9 protein-coding genes are annotated in these 16,546 nt (G+C 63.8%); 5 read left to right on the forward strand and 4 right to left on the reverse strand.

Annotation, left to right across the window (positions count from 1 at the left end):
- The first annotated feature begins 10 nt into the window (after positions 1-10).
- The 5 genes from yidC (at position 11) to B5X90_RS10695 (ending at position 4,742) form a co-directional block, all read left to right on the forward strand.
- Positions 11-985: a membrane protein insertase YidC gene (gene yidC, locus B5X90_RS10675; RefSeq protein ID WP_079552767.1), complete on the forward strand. Its 975-nt coding sequence runs from the start codon at positions 11-13 to the stop codon at positions 983-985.
- Positions 985-1,575, forward strand: a complete 591-nt coding sequence (locus B5X90_RS10680; protein WP_079552769.1) for a Jag family protein — start codon at positions 985-987, stop codon at positions 1,573-1,575. The genes yidC and B5X90_RS10680 overlap by 1 nt, the downstream gene beginning before the upstream one ends.
- Positions 1,576-1,591: 16 nt before the next feature.
- Positions 1,592-2,242: a 16S rRNA (guanine(527)-N(7))-methyltransferase RsmG gene (gene rsmG / locus B5X90_RS10685; protein ID WP_079552771.1), complete on the forward strand. Its 651-nt coding sequence runs from the start codon at positions 1,592-1,594 to the stop codon at positions 2,240-2,242.
- 87 nt (positions 2,243-2,329) lie between these two features.
- Positions 2,330-3,397 (forward strand): ParA family protein, encoded by a 1,068-nt coding sequence (locus B5X90_RS10690; protein WP_306292826.1) that lies wholly within the window; start codon positions 2,330-2,332, stop codon positions 3,395-3,397.
- A 67-nt stretch (positions 3,398-3,464) separates the two neighbouring features.
- Complete coding sequence (locus tag B5X90_RS10695) at positions 3,465-4,742, forward strand: ParB/RepB/Spo0J family partition protein (RefSeq protein ID WP_079552773.1); 1,278 nt, start codon at positions 3,465-3,467, stop codon at positions 4,740-4,742.
- Between the two features lie 6,339 nt (positions 4,743-11,081).
- Here the strand turns inward: B5X90_RS10695 and trxA are convergent.
- The 4 genes from trxA to murJ all read right to left on the reverse strand — a co-directional run bounded on the left by trxA (position 11,082) and on the right by murJ (position 16,525).
- Complete coding sequence (gene trxA / locus B5X90_RS10705; RefSeq protein WP_018775302.1) at positions 11,082-11,408, reverse strand: thioredoxin; 327 nt, start codon at positions 11,406-11,408, stop codon at positions 11,082-11,084.
- 37 nt (positions 11,409-11,445) lie between these two features.
- Positions 11,446-12,402, reverse strand: coding sequence for a thioredoxin-disulfide reductase (gene trxB / locus B5X90_RS10710; protein ID WP_079552837.1), 957 nt, complete (start codon positions 12,400-12,402; stop codon positions 11,446-11,448).
- A 316-nt stretch (positions 12,403-12,718) separates the two neighbouring features.
- The gene (locus tag B5X90_RS10715; RefSeq protein WP_079552778.1) at positions 12,719-14,287 is read right to left on the reverse strand and encodes an ABC transporter substrate-binding protein; all 1,569 of its coding nucleotides are present in this window, start codon (positions 14,285-14,287) and stop codon (positions 12,719-12,721) included.
- Positions 14,288-14,458: 171 nt separating this feature from the next.
- The gene (murJ, locus tag B5X90_RS10720) at positions 14,459-16,525 is read right to left on the reverse strand and encodes a murein biosynthesis integral membrane protein MurJ (protein WP_079552781.1); all 2,067 of its coding nucleotides are present in this window, start codon (positions 16,523-16,525) and stop codon (positions 14,459-14,461) included.
- Positions 16,526-16,546: the final 21 nt, after the last annotated feature.

A 16,546-nucleotide genomic window follows, 5' to 3' on the forward strand; every position in this document is an offset into this window, starting at 1 on the left:
AGGGAATCGTATGGACATCTTTGGAACAATCTTGGCCCCGTTCAAATGGCTGGTCTCAGCCATCATGGTCGGCTTCCATGACGGACTCAGCGCCATCGGCATGTCGCCGGCCAGCGGCTGGACCTGGACCCTGTCCATCATCGGGCTGGTGCTGGTCATCCGCGCCGCACTGATTCCCGTCTTCGTCAAGCAGATCAAGGCCCAGCGCGGGATGCAGCTGCTGCAGCCGGATCTGAAGAAAATGCAGGACAAGTACAAGGGCAAGACGGACCAGCTCTCCCGCCAGGCCATGGCGCAGGAGCAGATGGCGCTGTACAAGAAGCACGGCACCAACCCGTTCTCCGCCTGCCTGCCAATGCTGATCCAGATGCCCTTCTTCTTTGCGCTCTTCCAGGTGCTCTCCGGCATCAGCTCGGCCAAATCCAGCGGCCAGGGCATCGGTGCGATGAGCGCCGAACAGGTCAAGCAGTTCGATGAATCCACCATCTTCGGTGCCCCGCTCTCCGCCTCCCTGCTCCACGGCGGCGGCGGGAACCAGATGTCGGTGTGGATCCTCTCCATCGTGATGATCCTGGCCATGACGGCCTCGCAGTTCATCACGCAGAAGCAGATCATGGCCAAGAACATGTCCGAAGAGGCCCTGGCCAGCCCGTTCATGCGCCAGCAGAAAATGATGCTCTACATCCTGCCGGTCGTCTTCGGTGTGGGCGGTATTAACTTCCCCATCGGCGTCCTGATCTACTGGACCACCACCAACCTTTGGACCATGGGACAGCAGTTCTTCGTGATCCGCCGGATGCCTACGCCGGGATCGCCGGCGGCCAAGGCTCTCGCCGAGCGCCGGGCAGCCAAGGGCCTGCCCGCCCTGCCCCTTCTGGGCGGCAAGAAGGTCGACGCCGAGGCAGCCGAAGCCTCCGCCGCGGCCGCCGTCGAAGCCAAGACCCAGCGCGTCCAGCCGCAACGTAAGAACAGGAAGAGGAAGTAATGTCCGCCGAGAGCACCGAACACGCTATTTCCGCCGAGTTTGACGAGGACCGGGACGACGCCCAGAGCGCGGCCGACGACTCGTCACAGGGTGCGGAGGCCGGCACCGGCAAGGGTGTTTCCGCCAGCCGCCTCGAAGAAGAAGGCGACGTCGCAGCGGACTACCTCGAGGAACTGCTGGATATCGCGGACATTGATGGCGACATCGACATCGAGGTCCGCAACGGCCGCACGTACATCTCGATCGTCGCCGAAGAAGAAGCCGCCGGGCTGGACAGCCTGGTCGGCCGTGACGGCGAAGTCCTTGAGGCCCTCCAGGAGCTCACGCGGCTCGCGGTCCTCTCCGCGACGGAGAACCGCTCCCGCCTGGTGCTGGATATCAACGGCTACCGTGCCGAGCGTGCCGGCGACCTGCAGAAGATCGCTGAAGACGCCGTCGCCGCTGTGAAGGACTCCGGTGAGGCAGTTGCCCTGGCTCCGATGAGCGCCTACGAGCGCAAGATCGTGCACGACGCCGTCGCTGATTTGGGACTCGTGAGCGAGTCCGAAGGCGAAGGCGCCGACCGGCACATCGTTGTCTCCGCAGACTGAACCGTTGACTAGCTTGATGGTTGAAATTACCGCCCCGGAACTCAAGGCAGCAGAGTCCATCTTCGGCGACCGCCTGGAACTGGCGAAACGCTACGTCGAGCACCTGGCGACGTCCGGGACCGAACGGGGCCTGATCGGGCCCCGCGAAGTACCGCGGCTTTGGAGCCGGCACGTTCTTAACTGCGCCGTCATCGAGAGCCAGATTGCCCACGGAAGCCATGTCGCCGACGTCGGCAGCGGCGCCGGCCTGCCCGGCCTTTGCCTGGCCATTGCGCGGCCGGATCTGGAACTGACGCTGATCGAACCCCTGGAGCGCCGTGTCATCTGGCTCCAGGAGGTGGTGGATGATCTTGGCCTCGAGAACGTCACGATCATGCGCACCCGCGCGGAACTCGCTGTGGGACTCGTGAACGCCGACGTCGTGACTGCCCGCGCAGTATCCGCGCTGTCCAATCTCGCCGGGCTGACCATTCCGCTCCTGGCCGGCAAGGGCGAAGTCGTCGCCATCAAGGGACGCAGCGCCGGCCAGGAAATCGAAAAGGCCGCCAAGGTTATCCGCAAACTCGGCGGCATTCAGACGTCCGTGGTGGTGGTGGGTGAAGACCTGCTTGAGGAACCCACCACCGTTGTGCGAATCGTAGTGAACAAGCCTCAAAAGATTACCTAGCACCGGCCCCGGTGCCCGGGGAGTCTGAGGGGAAGAGGTTAGGCTAGTAACCGGCAGTAAGAGCCGAATGAGAGTGAGCGTGTCATAGTGAGCAGTAGCGAAGCCTCCACACAACGGATCCCGCCGTTTGTGTCCCTGGGGTCCGCACGGGCGTTTACGGCTCCTGCAGCAGCTTTTGACTACTCCGGAAATCACACGGCTTCGGTTGCGAAGACGACCGGGATGGCCGGTGTTTCACGTGAAACATCCCTTCCGCACACAGGGAACGTACTGGATTCCATCGATGATTCCAGTCCCATCGCCCGCGAACTCGCGCACGAAAACAAGCGCCGCGAGCGGTTGCTCGGCCGGCAGCTCCCCAAACCGGAGAAAACCCGGATCTTCACCGTTTCCAACCAGAAGGGCGGCGTCGGGAAGACCACGACGACCGTGAACATCGCGGCCGCGCTGGCGGCAGCCGGCCTGAACGTGCTCGTGATCGACATCGATCCGCAGGGCAACGCCTCGACCGCCCTGGGAATCGAGCACCACGCCGATGTCGACAGCATCTACGATGTGCTGATCAATGACGTCCCGCTCAAGGACGTCGTGGCCCCGTGCCCCGACATCGACAACCTGATCTGTGCGCCCGCCACCATCCACCTTGCCGGTGCCGAAATCGAACTCGTGAGCCTGGTGGCCCGCGAGCAGCGGCTGCGCCGCGCAATCGATGTGTACTCCAAGGAGCGGGCCAAGAATGGCGAGGAGCGGCTGGACTACATCTTCATCGACTGCCCGCCGAGCCTCGGGCTCCTGACGGTCAATGCATTCTGTGCGGCCGGCGAAGTCCTCATCCCGATCCAGTGCGAGTACTACGCTCTCGAAGGCCTCAGCCAGCTCCTGAAGAACATCGAGATGATCCAGAAGCACCTGAACGCTGATCTGGTTGTTTCCACGATTTTGCTGACCATGTATGACGGCCGCACCAACCTCGCCGCCCAGGTGGCAGCCGAGGTCCGGGAGCACTTCCCGAAGCAGGTGCTCGGCGCTGTGGTGCCGAGGTCGGTCCGTATCTCCGAGGCACCGAGCTACCAGCAAACTGTCATGACGTATGATCCTTCTTCCAGCGGTGCCCTGTCCTACCTGGAAGCCGCCGCGGAAATCGCGGAACGTTAGAATCTTTCAAGAATTGCACTAACCAGAGCCAGGTGAATCCCGGCTCTTCCACTGGAGGGATTTATCCATGAGCGATAAGCGACGCGGCCTCGGCCGTGGACTTGGCGCACTCATTCCAAGTTCCGCCGCGGCTAACGCCTCCGGAAACGGTGCTGCCCCATCCCGGCCCGTGGACCTTTTCTTCCCTGAAGCCCGAAAAAAGACCTCCGACGCCGAGACACTCCGGGACGCCAACGCCCCGCGGGCCAAGGAGCCGGAGTCCACGCCTGTCAAGGCCGATGATTCCGTTGACACCACGGAAGCCGGCGCCGCTGCTGTTGGAGCCGACGTTGCTGCCGATAAGGCCGACGCGGCTGCCGCCGCAATGACCAAGAAAACGCCCGCCCGCAAGTCGGCTGCCTCCAAGTCGACTGGCTCCAAGTCGGCGCCCGCAGCTGCCAAGGCGGCCGCGTCTGACGCCGGCGAGCAGCTGACGTTCGACTCCTCGCCGGAGGACAGCAACGAGTCAACTGTTGACCTCGTCGAGGTGCCCGGTGTCAGGTTTGCCGAAATTCCGGTCACGGACATCCATCCCAACCGCAAGCAGCCCCGCTCGGTCTTCGATGAGGACGACATGGCGGAGCTGGTGCACTCCGTGCGGGAAATTGGCGTCCTCCAGCCAATTGTGGTCCGTACCTCAACCGAAGAGGGTGGCGAACCCTACGAGCTCGTCATGGGCGAGCGACGATGGCGTGCAGTACAGGCCGCGGGCCTGGAAACTATCCCGGCGATTGTCCGTGACACCACCGATGATGACCTCCTTCGCGACGCGCTGCTGGAGAACCTGCATCGCAGCCAGCTGAATCCTCTTGAAGAGGCGGCGGCCTACCAGCAGCTGCTCGAGGACTTCGGCACCACGCACGAGCAGCTGGCGGATCGGATCGGGCGTTCGCGGCCCCAGGTTTCCAACACCCTGCGCCTGCTGAAGCTGCCCCCGCTGGTTCAGCGCCGTGTCGCGGCAAATGTCATCTCTGCAGGGCATGCCCGCGCACTCCTGGCACTTCCTGACGCCGCGGCCATGGAACGACTGGCGCAGAAGATCGTTGCAGAGGGCATGTCGGTCCGGGCGACCGAAGAAGCCGTGACCCTGTATCAGAGCCCCGCCTCGCCGGCTAAGAACAATATCCCGCGGCCGGGAGCCCGCCACGAGCGATTGGACTACCTGGCCTCGTCGCTGTCTGACCGCCTTGATACTAATGTCAAGATTTCGCTTGGTGCCCGCAAGGGGCGTGTCAGCATTGAGTTCGCCAGCGTCGAGGACCTGAACCGCATCATGGACGTCCTCACGCCGGGGGCGCCCAGCTAGGTCGCGACTCGCTGAATTGTCCGGGAGGGTCTGTTTCACGTGAAACAGACCCTCCCTTTTTGTCTCTGCCGATGCTGCCGGTGTCGGCGGATTCGGTGGTGCCGAGTCCGACGCTGCCGTGCCCGCCACTGCCGGATTTCCAAGTTGCGACACCGGTGCCGCCGACGAGTGACCGGTGACTCTCCCGACTTCCTGACCCGGGCCTTTGCGCGTTGCGGCTGCAGGAGTGGGACCGATACTGCGCCGTGGCTATTCTGTGGAACCTGTCAGCATCGCTGGCTCTGCTTCGGCGAGACCGGGTGAAACCTACGGCGTGACGCGCGGGTGCTATCCAGGCGGATACCCCTGACCGGGACCGAGCTTCCAGTTTGTTGAATTCGTTGCGCCGCAGGTGGCCTTACGGTCCACGCTGTTGTTCCGTGGGTGGATACTTCTGTTGCAGAGAAGGGGGTTCAGGGAGCGAAACGGCACTTGTAAAGTTCTGCATTCATGCGGACAGGCGCCGTCTCCGCCGGTGCCGCCGCGACCGCGCTAGTCAGCAACAGCCATCTTTGCCACCTTCCAGAGGTCAATGAACAGTTGGTACGGAGGGGTCCATCAATGTTTCACGTGAAACCGGGCGGCAAATCCTTGCCTTGCTCCATCGAACGCCATGCAGGCTGGGCGTCCAGGCGAGGGGACAAAAGGGCAGAGGATTCCGGTCACCGGATGGAGATCGATGCGCAGTCGTCAATCCGGCAGCGGGACTACGTCCCCCGTCGACGCGAGTCCGCCTGCGACGTGGCAATCCGGCTCTGGGATGGCGCCGTCCGTGGTCACCGCAATGCCAGTGGACTGGGATGCCGTCCGAATGCAGTCGTTTGACCAAGGGTCCACCGTCTGCATCAAGAGGTTTCAGCCTTCACTCGGAGAAGCGGCTCACTACGGCGCGGCAGCTGCGTGGAGGCGGCGCAAGCTCGCCGCAGCTACGGACGAACCTCGGAGCGACTGTTATACCGGTTGCCAGTCCCTGCGGGGTCACGTACCTGGAGCCTCTGAGAGCGCCATATTGCGCCGCGGATGCGTTGTGTGGCCGCGTGGTTGACTGAAGGAAGTCGACGCAGGCTGGAGGGCTTCTGCGCCCTTGCACGCCTCGAGATGCCCTGATGCGGCACTGTCCGCACCTGGCAGAGGCCCGTGGCACTCTCTCTGCTTACGATCACGGGGCGTGGAGGCACCTTCCGTGGACGAAAATTGAAGTGGGTTGAACCCTGAGCTCGTGCACTGGCCGGCAGGGTGGCCGGCTACCTGCTTCGTCAGGTTCGGGCGATGGATGTGTGGGCCCGGTCAGGTAGTCACGGTAGAAGTGGGCGCCGCTTGAGACGCGCCTCGAAACGATCCTTGGACCGAGGTCTCGATGCGGGCGTCGACGAAGATGGGGACAAGGGCGAATGTGGAGACATGGACGCCGACCTTGGCGCGGGAACGGATGCGGGCGTTGCTACGGAGGGTGATCTGGCGTCGGTGCCACAGGAAGCATGTCGTCTCGATCGCGCGGGAGAAGGCCTCTTGAGGGAGTCGGACCGCGAAAGCCGGCCCGAGTTGCCTCATTTTGCGGATGGCTGCAGTCCCTTCGACTCCCCCGCCAACTTGCCACTCATCCCCTTTTCGCTGGCTGGCACCCACGGACCCCATTCCCCAATCAGTACCTGATTGTGCCGGTCCGCTTGTCGGGACCCGGGCAAGAGGAACTCTGATCCTTACGCTCATACTCCCCGACCAGGTTGCCGCGGGTCCCAGACCGGCAACATACGGTTGCAATCCCGACGCCGCATTCAGCTGTTGGTTGCGCCCTGCCAGCGTGCCAGCGTGCCAGCCGCGCCTGATCTTCCTGTGCCCTGTCGGTCGTGCTGTTCCTGCCAGGTCTCAGCTTCCGCCGGCGATCCCGACGCTCATCCCATAGCCGGGGTGGCCCTCTATGAGGCTTTCCCGGCACGCCGCGCGCGGCACCAGTCATCCGGAATCGCACACCGGGCACCGCACAGCTCCCGCATCTACTTTGATGCTGCTGACGCACTTGCCCGCTTGCCGGTAGCTGCTGGATGTGAGTGCAGCGTATGGACTGCTGCACACCGGCGGATCCTGGCTGCAGGGCGGTTGGAACGGGGCCTTCCGGCAAGAGCTTCGGCCTCGACGCACCCGCGAGAAGGGAGGTGGAGTCCATGTGAAGCAGGGCCGGGGTCGTGCCGACTAATCCCAGAAGTTGACCACGCCTGCTGCGGACTCAGCCTGGCTGGGATCTTCGGCTGTTATGTGTTTCCTTTCGGCGGCCACCACAGGGAAGCACCCGAGCTGCTGCATGTTCAAGACACGGATAGGGGGCGGGTCCGCTCCCCCGGAGCCCGGTGGTGCGGGCGGCCAGGTTTGTCGCCCTCGGGCGCCAGGGCGCGGTCGCCTGCAGGATTCAATCCGCTAACCGTACACGGTCCGAAAGTCAGTGCAGCAGCCGGAGGGATTCAATCCGCAAAGAAGGACGGTGTTCATACGGCTCAGTCTGCGTGGATTCAGGACGCGTGCTTGGTCGTATCAACTGTGCTGGCTCGACCAGCCCGACCGCTTAGGCAGACCGGCCCTTCCCTCATCCGAATCCCCAGGTCGACCGGCTGTGTTTTGGTCGGTACAGGTCCAGTGCTGTCGCAAGCAAACAACGCAGGGAATGCACACCGTCGACGAGGCTCTTCGTGTCTGAATCGGCCAGGGGACACGGTGGGTCCGTGGCGTGGAAGATGACCGACCAGGCAGACTCAGCGGGGCGTGAGGCCCGTCAGGATCTCCGATCTCAGAAGGGTGAGCTGCCGGGAAAAGTTCATCGAGCCCGCGGGTGCCGCCGTCGCATCTTGGCATGGCAAGGCGATCCCATGGAGGTGGGATGGGAGCGTTCCTTGGGACATCGGTTCCGCTCCCCCCGTCTGCGTGAAGTCTCCGCCTTGTGCTGTGCAACAGCTGGCTTCGGCCCGCGCGGCGATCCATGCAATGGCACGTCGGCGGTCCCGGCGTTCGACGTACGTTGGTTCGACCCAGGTGGATTTGCAGCTTCCGGCCGCCGTGGGATGACACGTCCGGAGGGGACTTCACCGCAGGTCAAGGGTGCATCCAGAGGAGGTTCACGGGGTTGTTCCTGGCTCGAATCTTACCCAGCGGCCGGTGGATGGCGCGGTGGATAGAGCGGTGGATATTGCTGTGGATAACTTTGTGGATTAATGGCTGGTTGCAGCCCGCTCGTGTCGCCGGATTCGCGCGCCATCGGGTGCCGTGACAACTGCCCCGAACCTCCTTTCAGGGCGGGCTGCCCGTTTCACGTGAAACATGACCATGGTGCGTGGCGACGGTGCTCGCTTCATTGGCGAAGACGTACTAAATCGCCGTTCTACGGTTAATTTTTCGTGGATTTGCGCTCACAGTCCTGGTTGGGGTCCAGAGCCCTGAGTGAAGGTTCTTGGCAGATCCCAGCCACCGTGGCTGGCTGGTCAAACGGCCAGGGCCGGTGGGGCGACAGCGCTCGGCCGCTCACTAGGACAGGCATGTGAATAATCTCTCAGGGCCTGTGGATAACCGTGTGAATAACTTCTGTGGAGAAACTGGTGGATATCACGTCAGCTCCGCATTTAGTAGCCGCTTCACGGGCCGGAAGAGCTTGGGTGTCGGCAGCCGCTGACCTCCGCCTGACGCCCAGGATGACGGAGGTGGCGACGCGTGGATTGACAGTCGGAAGGCCGGCACGTGGTCACTCAGTGGGTGACGATTTGCGGGCAGACGCCGAGGGCTCGCAGGATATCCATAGCGGGCAGCGGCGGTTTCGACGCCTGCCGGGGCAGGGGCAGGTTCACGGCTGGACCTGGGTGTCCTTCGTGTAGCCGCCGTGGAGTTGAACCCGCTGAGCCGCGACGGTCAGGGTACAGACACCAATCTTCGTGGGAACAAGCGTGCGATCTCTTTGTCCCGCGCATATCGAATGGGCCCTACTCGGGGACACAGGAGCAGGCTCAATCCTGTCCCCCGCTGGAGCAGAAGTGGAGCGACCGGCTTCTGAAAGCACAGGGGTTTGGGGCAAGTGGAATGCAGCTTGGAGGGCCTGGGACCGAACCGGGCCGGGGCGGAAAATGGCGGGCATCGATCAGGGAGGGCAGGATCAAGCCGCGAGCTGAACGGCGATCGTGTTTGATGAACCGATCAGCCCACGAACCGTGAACAGGCACTGCAAGAGTGACCTTGACCGCCGCCGGAGGGGCCCCGAACGGGAACCCTGTAGAAGCGGAGCCGCGGCACGGGCTGGCACGTAGGACGCGGACCTGAGGCGCAGACGGACCAGTTCTCGGGGCGCGCCACGGATCGGACAACGTGGCGGGCCTAACCGGTGGAGTCGTCTCAGCGCCCTGTGTCGGTTCTGTTGCACTATGGAATGCAGGTCTCGTCCGTGGCTCCTACGCCGCACAGGGAGCGGGGCCCGCGATGGACGTGACAGCGGCGGGGCATGTTCGTTCAATTGCGGCATCGAAGCGACATCGATCATCGTGTGTGCATCAAATCAGACAACATGGGCTCATGGCTGTAGCCGGAGGCTGGAAACATCCGTGGGCACTCCGCCCCAGACTCAGGGCAACTAAGAACACGCATGGGGATTCTGCCCCAGACTGCGGATGACTGAGCTGATCCGCATGTGCCCGCACCGTTTCCGGGGAGCACTGCACGCCGCTTCAGGGGCACCTGGGTCGCATGTCCACGCACCGGGTTGGTCGCAGAGGTTGTAATGGGCTGGTGACAGCTCCCCCATCGGGGCTATGGAGCTGGGTGTGGTTCTGCCTCACCGCAGACTGTTCCGGGTCCACTGACATGTTTCACGTGAAACCAGCAAGTCTGGAGATGCTGCGACGGGGTCGGATGCGGCGATCTGCCTGAGATCCCGTCGACAACCCGGGACTGGTGCCGCAATCGGCGATGGCGCAGGAACGTTGGGCCAGGAACGATGGAGGTTCACGGGCATGAATTGGATTCCCCAGGCCGCTCAGCAAGGGCTTAAGCTGCGCCCGACGAACAGGCAGCACGCTTGGGAGCCTATTTTTAGGTCTCGTCTGCTCCCCTCAACGGTATGTAGCTCGTTAGGCTGTCGCCTCACAGCTCTAACTAAGAGCCCTCCCTCACGTAACTGACTTTCTCGAGCCGGGGATTCTATCCAGGGGTTGTTTCACGTGAAACATCAGCAGTCAGAGTTGAGCGGGAGTTGTCGGCAATCTCGTGATGAGCCCATCTGTTTCACGTGAAACATCGGAACGGCGGAAGTGAGCGGTGACGTTCTTCGGCTTGAGGTGCGAACAGGGCTGTTTCATGTGAAATAGTGTCCGAACCAGCCGGCCACTGGCTACGGCTGGCAGCTACTGGCAGGTCCGGATTGCCGGTCCCGGAACACGTTGAATAGTTTGTCTAAGTGACAGTCAATAGCAGCCGTGGTCATTCGCCGACTAGTCGACGATTTCGCCGCGGACCAGGGTCAGCCCATCCGCCCAGGGTCGGGTGGACCCATCGCGGCGCCCAGATCCGCGGCGACCTACAGGAATTCTTGCAACCCGTAGCGCTGACAGGCATACGCTGGCCTTTCCTGAACTCGGGTTGCAGCGGGGGTACGGCACCTTAACGGCAATTCGCCCGAGCGCCTTCGTGACCGAAGATCTTCCCAGCCGAATGTCAGATTCCCAGTGAGTGGCATTTCCGTCTTCATCTCCCCCGCGGCGGGCCCCGGGAGTGCACGGAGGGCACTTCAAATTGGGGTTCAGTCCAAAAAGCTGCCAGAAATTTCCTATCCCCGCGAAGTTGGATGTTTCACGTGAAACTCTTCGGCGCGCGACCTGGCATATAGCCATCCTGTGGAATTTGGGCCAACAATCTTGTTGGCGAGCAATGTACGCAATCGAACTCGGGTAGATTGGCCTTTTTCGCAATCCACAGACTTTAGATGCGCACGTGAAGACCGTGCACTGTGCTGTGGAGTGGGGTGTCGTAACCATCATGTTTCACGTGAAACCAGACGGCGGCGCCGCGTATCCAATGGCCAGACACGATCCGTGCATGTCAGGAGGAATCGCAGATTGCCGGCCGAGGGGCGGCGCACCCCGCGAGCCGACGGCGGCGGCCAGGGAACTGTCAGCCGCTACAGCGAAAACTGCGCCCAAAGACATCCGCCCCAGGTTGCAATAGCGGAATCTGGAAAATTCCATGGTATCCGGCAGGCCCTACTCCCCGCCCGAGGGTCGTGGAGCACAACAAAAAAGTGGCCCCCGCCAGAAGCGGGGGCCACTTTAGGTCAGCCTAGGACAGGACGTCCGCAAATTCCTTCTCGAAGAACTGCTTGGGCCGGGCGCCGATCACCGTGCTCTTGACCTCGCCGCCCTGGAACAGGTAAACGGCGGGGATGGAGGTGATGCCGTACTCGGCGGCGATGGCCGGGTTGTCGTCAACATTTACCTTGACCACATCGACCTTCTCGCTGTACTCGACCGAAATTTCGTCAAGAATCGGACCGAGCTTGCGGCAGGGGCCGCACCATTCTGCCCAGAAATCGACAATGACGGGCTTCTCGGAGGCCAGTACATCAGTGCTGAAGCTGGCGTCCGTTACGTCTTTTGCGTTGCTCATAACCTTTGTCTCTCTTCCGTTGGTTGCTGCGCGCCGTTTAGGCGTGGAAATCTGCGAGGTAGTGCTCGACGTCGAGGGCCGCCACGCACCCGGAACCGGAGGCGGTGATGGCCTGGCGGTAGGTCGGATCAATCACGTCGCCGGCAGCGAAGACGCCCTGGACGCTGGTTTTCGAGGTGCGGCCGTCCACGGCGATGGTTCCCTCTGCGGTCAGCTCGAGTTTGCCCTTGACCAGATCGGTGCGGGGATCGTTGCCGATTGCTACGAACACTCCGGTCACGGCCAGTTCGGATTCCGTGCCGTCCACCAGGTTCTTCAACCGCAATGCGGTGACTTTGTCCTGTCCCAACACGTCTTCCACACCGGTGTTCCACACGAAGTTGATCTTCTCGTGGGCCAAGGCGCGGTCAGCCATGATCTTTGAAGCACGGAGGGTATCGCGGCGGTGTACCACCGTGACGGACTTGGCGAACTTGGTGAGGAACAGGGCCTCTTCCATGGCCGAGTCGCCGCCACCGATGACCGCAATGTCCTGGTCCTTGAAGAAGAAACCGTCGCAGGTTGCACACCAGCTCACACCGTGGCCCGAGAGCCTCTTCTCGTTCGGCAAGCCGAGTTCACGGTAGGCCGAGCCGGTGGAAAGAATGATCGAACGGGCCTTGAAGGTTTCCCCCGTGCCGATGGTGACGGTCTTGATGTCGCCCTCGAGGTCCAAAGCGGTGACGTCCTCAAACTGGATCTCCGTGCCGAAACGGGCGGCCTGCTTCTCGAAGTTCTCCATCAGGTCCGGGCCCATGATGCCGTCCGGGAACCCCGGGTAGTTCTCCACGTCCGTGGTGTTCATCAGTTCGCCGCCGGCTGTAACCGAGCCTGCCAGGAGCAGCGGCTTCAGGTTCGCGCGCGCCGTGTACACCGCTGCGGTGTAGCCCGCCGGGCCGGAGCCGACGATGATGACATCACGTACTTCGGAGGCAGTGTTTTCTGCGTTGCTCACTGAACGGTGAACCTCTTCCTTTGTCGATGCGCCCGCCTCGATGGCCGGCCACATGGCACAACTATTGCCGGGCATTGAATATTCCGGCCGAAATGGGCGTCACGGAGCAACACCACTACTCAGGGTACCGGTTTGCCGGGTCCGGGGCCGGAGACGGCCCAGGATTACCGGCCCGCCGGCGCGCACGGTCTCCGCCGCACGACCGCAGCCCCACAGCGCAGCCGCAGCCCCACAGCGCAGCCGCAGCCCCACAGCGCAGCCGCAGCCCCACAGCGCAGCCGCAGCCCCACAGCGCAACGGCGGCCGCGCAGGGCCGCTACTGGACTTTGATTTCGGCCAGGCGCAGGCCGTACCCGTAGCGGGTCTTGGGGGCGGCCAGCTTCGGAAGCTTCTTGATGGACACGATCACGTACTGTGCCGTGACGGGTTCAGACAGCGGCATGGTCAGGTCAGGTGACGTAAAGCTGTTGCTGCCAATCTGCTTTGCACCGTCCAGGGTCGGCTTGTCATTGGTGAAGACACTGATGTTGCCACCGGAGGCCCCCAACTGGCTCAGGGTCACGGAGGAGACCTTGGAAGGGTCCTTCAGCTTGACCACGAGCGGAACTTCGGAGGCGAGTCCGCCCCAGTCGTCCGTCGCGAATTCCATGTCGGACCAGAAGCTCGCGCCGTTCCCGTCGAAAGTCTTGACGAGGTCGGAGTCGTAATTTCCGGCGAAATCGAAGTTGCCGAGTCGCGTCACGTCTTCGATGACCGGCGGTCCGGCCGCCGGCGCCTCGGTGGCGGTCGACGACGGCTGCGCGGTGGACGGTTCCGGGGCGCTGGAGGAGGCGGAGGTTGCGGCGTTGGTCTGCGGGCTGCTCTTGAAGAGGCTGCCAAGGTTGGTGACTGCGAAGATCAGGCCCACCACCAGCACGGCAGCCAGGAGCCCGCCCACCAGCCAGCGCATGGAACGCGGCTCCCGGTTGGGCTCGTCCTCGTCTTCGTACTCGTACTCGTCCTCATCCTGGTCGACGGCGGCACGGGCGGAGGCGGGGAAATTGCCCGGGGCCCGGTCCGCGGAGTCGAAGCCGGCAGCAGCCACTCCGGCAGCCGCGGCGGCGCCGCCGTGCTGCTCTCCGCCGCGCTCATCGTCACCTGTGTAGTCGTCGTCGGACCACAAGGAAACTTTTGGTGCCGCGGCGGTTGCCGGCTGCTGGGCTGCCGGTTCGGCCGGGCGGGGCGCAGCGCCGTTCTGGACGGGCTGCGGCGCCGTTGAATGCGCCGCCGTTTCCTGCGGTGCGGTGGTGGGGGCTTTGGGTGCCCTGGCGGCCGCCGCGGCAGCCCCGGCTGCGGCCCCGACGCCTGCCGCGGCAGCAGGAGACGACGCGGGCCGCGACGGTACGCCGGCGGCGGGCGCCGCCGGCGCGGCAGGCGGCTGTCCGTTTGCGCCCTGGGCCTGGCCATAGTTGATGTACCCGGCGTCGACTTCCTCGTCGTCGTAAAGCCCGTCGTAAGTTTCGGGTTCGTGGGAGCGGGCCTGCCCAAAGATCTCGCTGCCCAGCGTGTCCGTGAAGAAGGGTTCGACGTACGGCGGGTTGGAAGAGACCACAAGATCCAGCAGATCCGCCGCCGAGGTGTGGTTGGTGATCAGATACGTGGTGGCATCGCTGACGCCAAGATCGAGGATCTGCACGTTGCCGGGACGTTCGCCCGTAGCCACTTCACGGGCGCTCTGGGCCACCTGGTCGGCGTTGCCCGGGCCTGCGACGAGGATGCTCACGGGGCGGTTGAGCACCTGGTCCACACCGTCCAGCACCAGATCCTGGTCATGTGAGGTCAGTACGGTGGCAGTGACCTTGTAGCGGCCACCGAGTACTGATCCGACATCGATCGGGTGGGACACGGGCTCCTCCTAGACTGTCCGGGACCTGCCGACGTGGTCACTCCGAGAGCGACCGTGTGCCCTCCGGTAAGCCGGTTGACCGCTGGTCCGCAACTTCCCTTGTTAGTCTTCGATCCTAGCCGATGCTCTGTCCAGGCCGCGTGAGCACGGCAGTTCGAAACCGAGCCGGGATCATTTTTTCTTTTTCCCGCCAAACGGGAAGTAGGGGTTGTGGCCGGCCGGCCCCTGGTAGGTGCGGCGGCCCGGCAGGGGAACATCGCCCTTGCCCAAGCCGCCCTGCGCGGTGCTGGGGAGGTCTTCTGCCGGCAGGTAACCGCCATCCGGACCCGCGGGACGGCCGTAAGGGAACGAATCCTCTTCCCGGATGTCGGGACCGGCACGGAACGACTCGGCGTCGAACTCGCCGGAAATTCGCGGAATCAGGCCCGTATCCACCGAGACGGTGGCCCGCTCCGGTGCCCTGCGGACCTCCGCCGCGCCGCCTGCCTGCGGCCCCGTGCCGGGCCCTGCGGCGGTGCTGCGGCGGAGCCGCCCAAGCAGCGGCTGCAGGAGGTCCTGTAGCTCGGTGACCCGGAAGAGCTTCAGGAGCAGGAAATAGACGGCGAGCATGACGGGACCGACGACGACGATTGTCACCAGGGCGGCGGTCCGGTCGCTCCAGGCGTAGCCGTCCGGGTTGTAGCTGCCCAGCAGCCACAACGCCACAGCTCCGGCGAGGGCGGAACCCAGGGCCGCATACCCCATGCGGATGTAGGAGCTGGCGATGCGGGGTCCGTCGAGGTGGCCCAGGAGCCGGCGCAGGAAGGTCGCGCTGACGATCACGGAGAGGATATTGCCGGCCGTGTAGAGGATCGCGATGGCGAAGATGATCTGATCGAACGGCAGGAACTGGATCGCGAACGCGGCCGCCAGGTTGACCAGCGCCAGGACCAGCTGGATGAAGAACGGTGTCCGGGCGTCCTCATTGGCGTAGAACACCCGCGACATCATGAAGTTGGCGCTCATGAACGGGGTGCTGAGGGCCAGGATCGTAAGGGTTTGGGCCAGCATGACGCCGTCCTGGCGCTGCCCGCCCGAGAAGAACATGCCCAGCGGTCCGGCCAGCGCGAAGAGCGCCAGCGCGCCGAAGACGGTTGCCACGGCCATGGTCCGCAGCCCGTGGGAGAGCGCGTTTCGCAGGGCGGCCCGGTCTCCGTCCTGGGACGCCCGGGTCATCCGGTTGAACAGCACGGTGGCCAGGGACAGGGCAATGATGGAGTGCGGCAGCAGGTACAGCTGACTGGCCACCTCCAGCACCGCGTTGCCCGGAATATTGCCGGCCGCGGCAGTGTCCCCCGCCTGCTGAAGGCGGAGCCGTTCCGCGCCCGGGATCGTCGCGATGCGCATGACGTAAAGGAAGGCGAACTGCCCGACGGCAGCCGTCGCCAGGGTCCAGACGCTCAGCTTCGCGGCATGGCCCAGGCCGACCCCCCGCCAGCCGAAGCGCGGCCGCAGCCCCAGCCGGAGCCTGAACACCGGAATGAGCAGCACGGCGGTCTGGGTGACGACGCCGATGGTGGAGAACCCGGCGACAAGGATGGTCTGGAACGGGCCCCAGTTGTCGATCGTGTGCGGATTGGTGGCGTTGGCCCCCATGATGCCGATGAACATGCCCAGCCCGGCGATCGCCACGACATTGTTGATGATCGGCGCCCACATCGCGGGTCCAAAGGCGCCGTGGGCGTTGAGGACCTGGGTCAGCAGGGCGTACAGGCCGTAGAAGAAGATCTGCGGAAGGCACCAGAACGCGAAGGACACCGCGAGGGCCTTCTGCTGCGGCGAGTAGCCCTGGGTGGTCAGTTGAATGACTGACGGCGCCAGCAGCGTGACCAGCAGCGTGAGCACGAGCAGCACCAGCACCGCCAGCGTCAGCAGCCGGCTGATGTAGTCCGCGCCCTTGTCCGGCGCCTTGCTGGCCTTAATGATCTGCGGCACCAGAACAGCATTGAACACCCCGCCGGCCACCAGCAGGAAGATCAGGTTAGGAAGGTTGTTGGCGTTGATGAAAGTGTCGTTGACCGTCGAGCCCAGGCCCAGGGCGGCGGCCAGCATCCAGGTCTTGGCGAAGCCCAGGAAACGCGAAACGAGGGTTCCGGCGGCCATGACGGCGCTGGAACGGGCTTCTCCGGATTGGGCAGCCTTGGAATCGGCGGGGCCGGAGGGTACGGGGGCGGGTTTGGCTGATGACATCGTCTTCATCGTCTCACCCGCGCGGGGCAT

The organism is Arthrobacter sp. 49Tsu3.1M3 (genome assembly GCF_900168135.1).
In the GTDB taxonomy this organism is placed as follows: domain Bacteria; phylum Actinomycetota; class Actinomycetes; order Actinomycetales; family Micrococcaceae; genus Arthrobacter.

What these genes read in the sequence shown, in the direction of transcription:
- B5X90_RS10680 (WP_079552769.1), top strand. Translation starts at nt 985, where the DNA reads ATGTCCGCCGAGAGCACCGAACACGCTATTTCCGCCGAGTTTGACGAG.
- trxA (WP_018775302.1), bottom strand. Translation starts at nt 11,408, where the DNA reads ATGAGCAACGCAAAAGACGTAACGGACGCCAGCTTCAGCACTGATGTA.
- yidC (WP_079552767.1), top strand. Translation starts at nt 11, where the DNA reads ATGGACATCTTTGGAACAATCTTGGCCCCGTTCAAATGGCTGGTCTCA.
- rsmG (WP_079552771.1), top strand. Translation starts at nt 1,592, where the DNA reads ATGGTTGAAATTACCGCCCCGGAACTCAAGGCAGCAGAGTCCATCTTC.
- B5X90_RS10695 (WP_079552773.1), top strand. Translation starts at nt 3,465, where the DNA reads ATGAGCGATAAGCGACGCGGCCTCGGCCGTGGACTTGGCGCACTCATT.
- murJ (WP_079552781.1), bottom strand. Translation starts at nt 16,525, where the DNA reads ATGAAGACGATGTCATCAGCCAAACCCGCCCCCGTACCCTCCGGCCCC.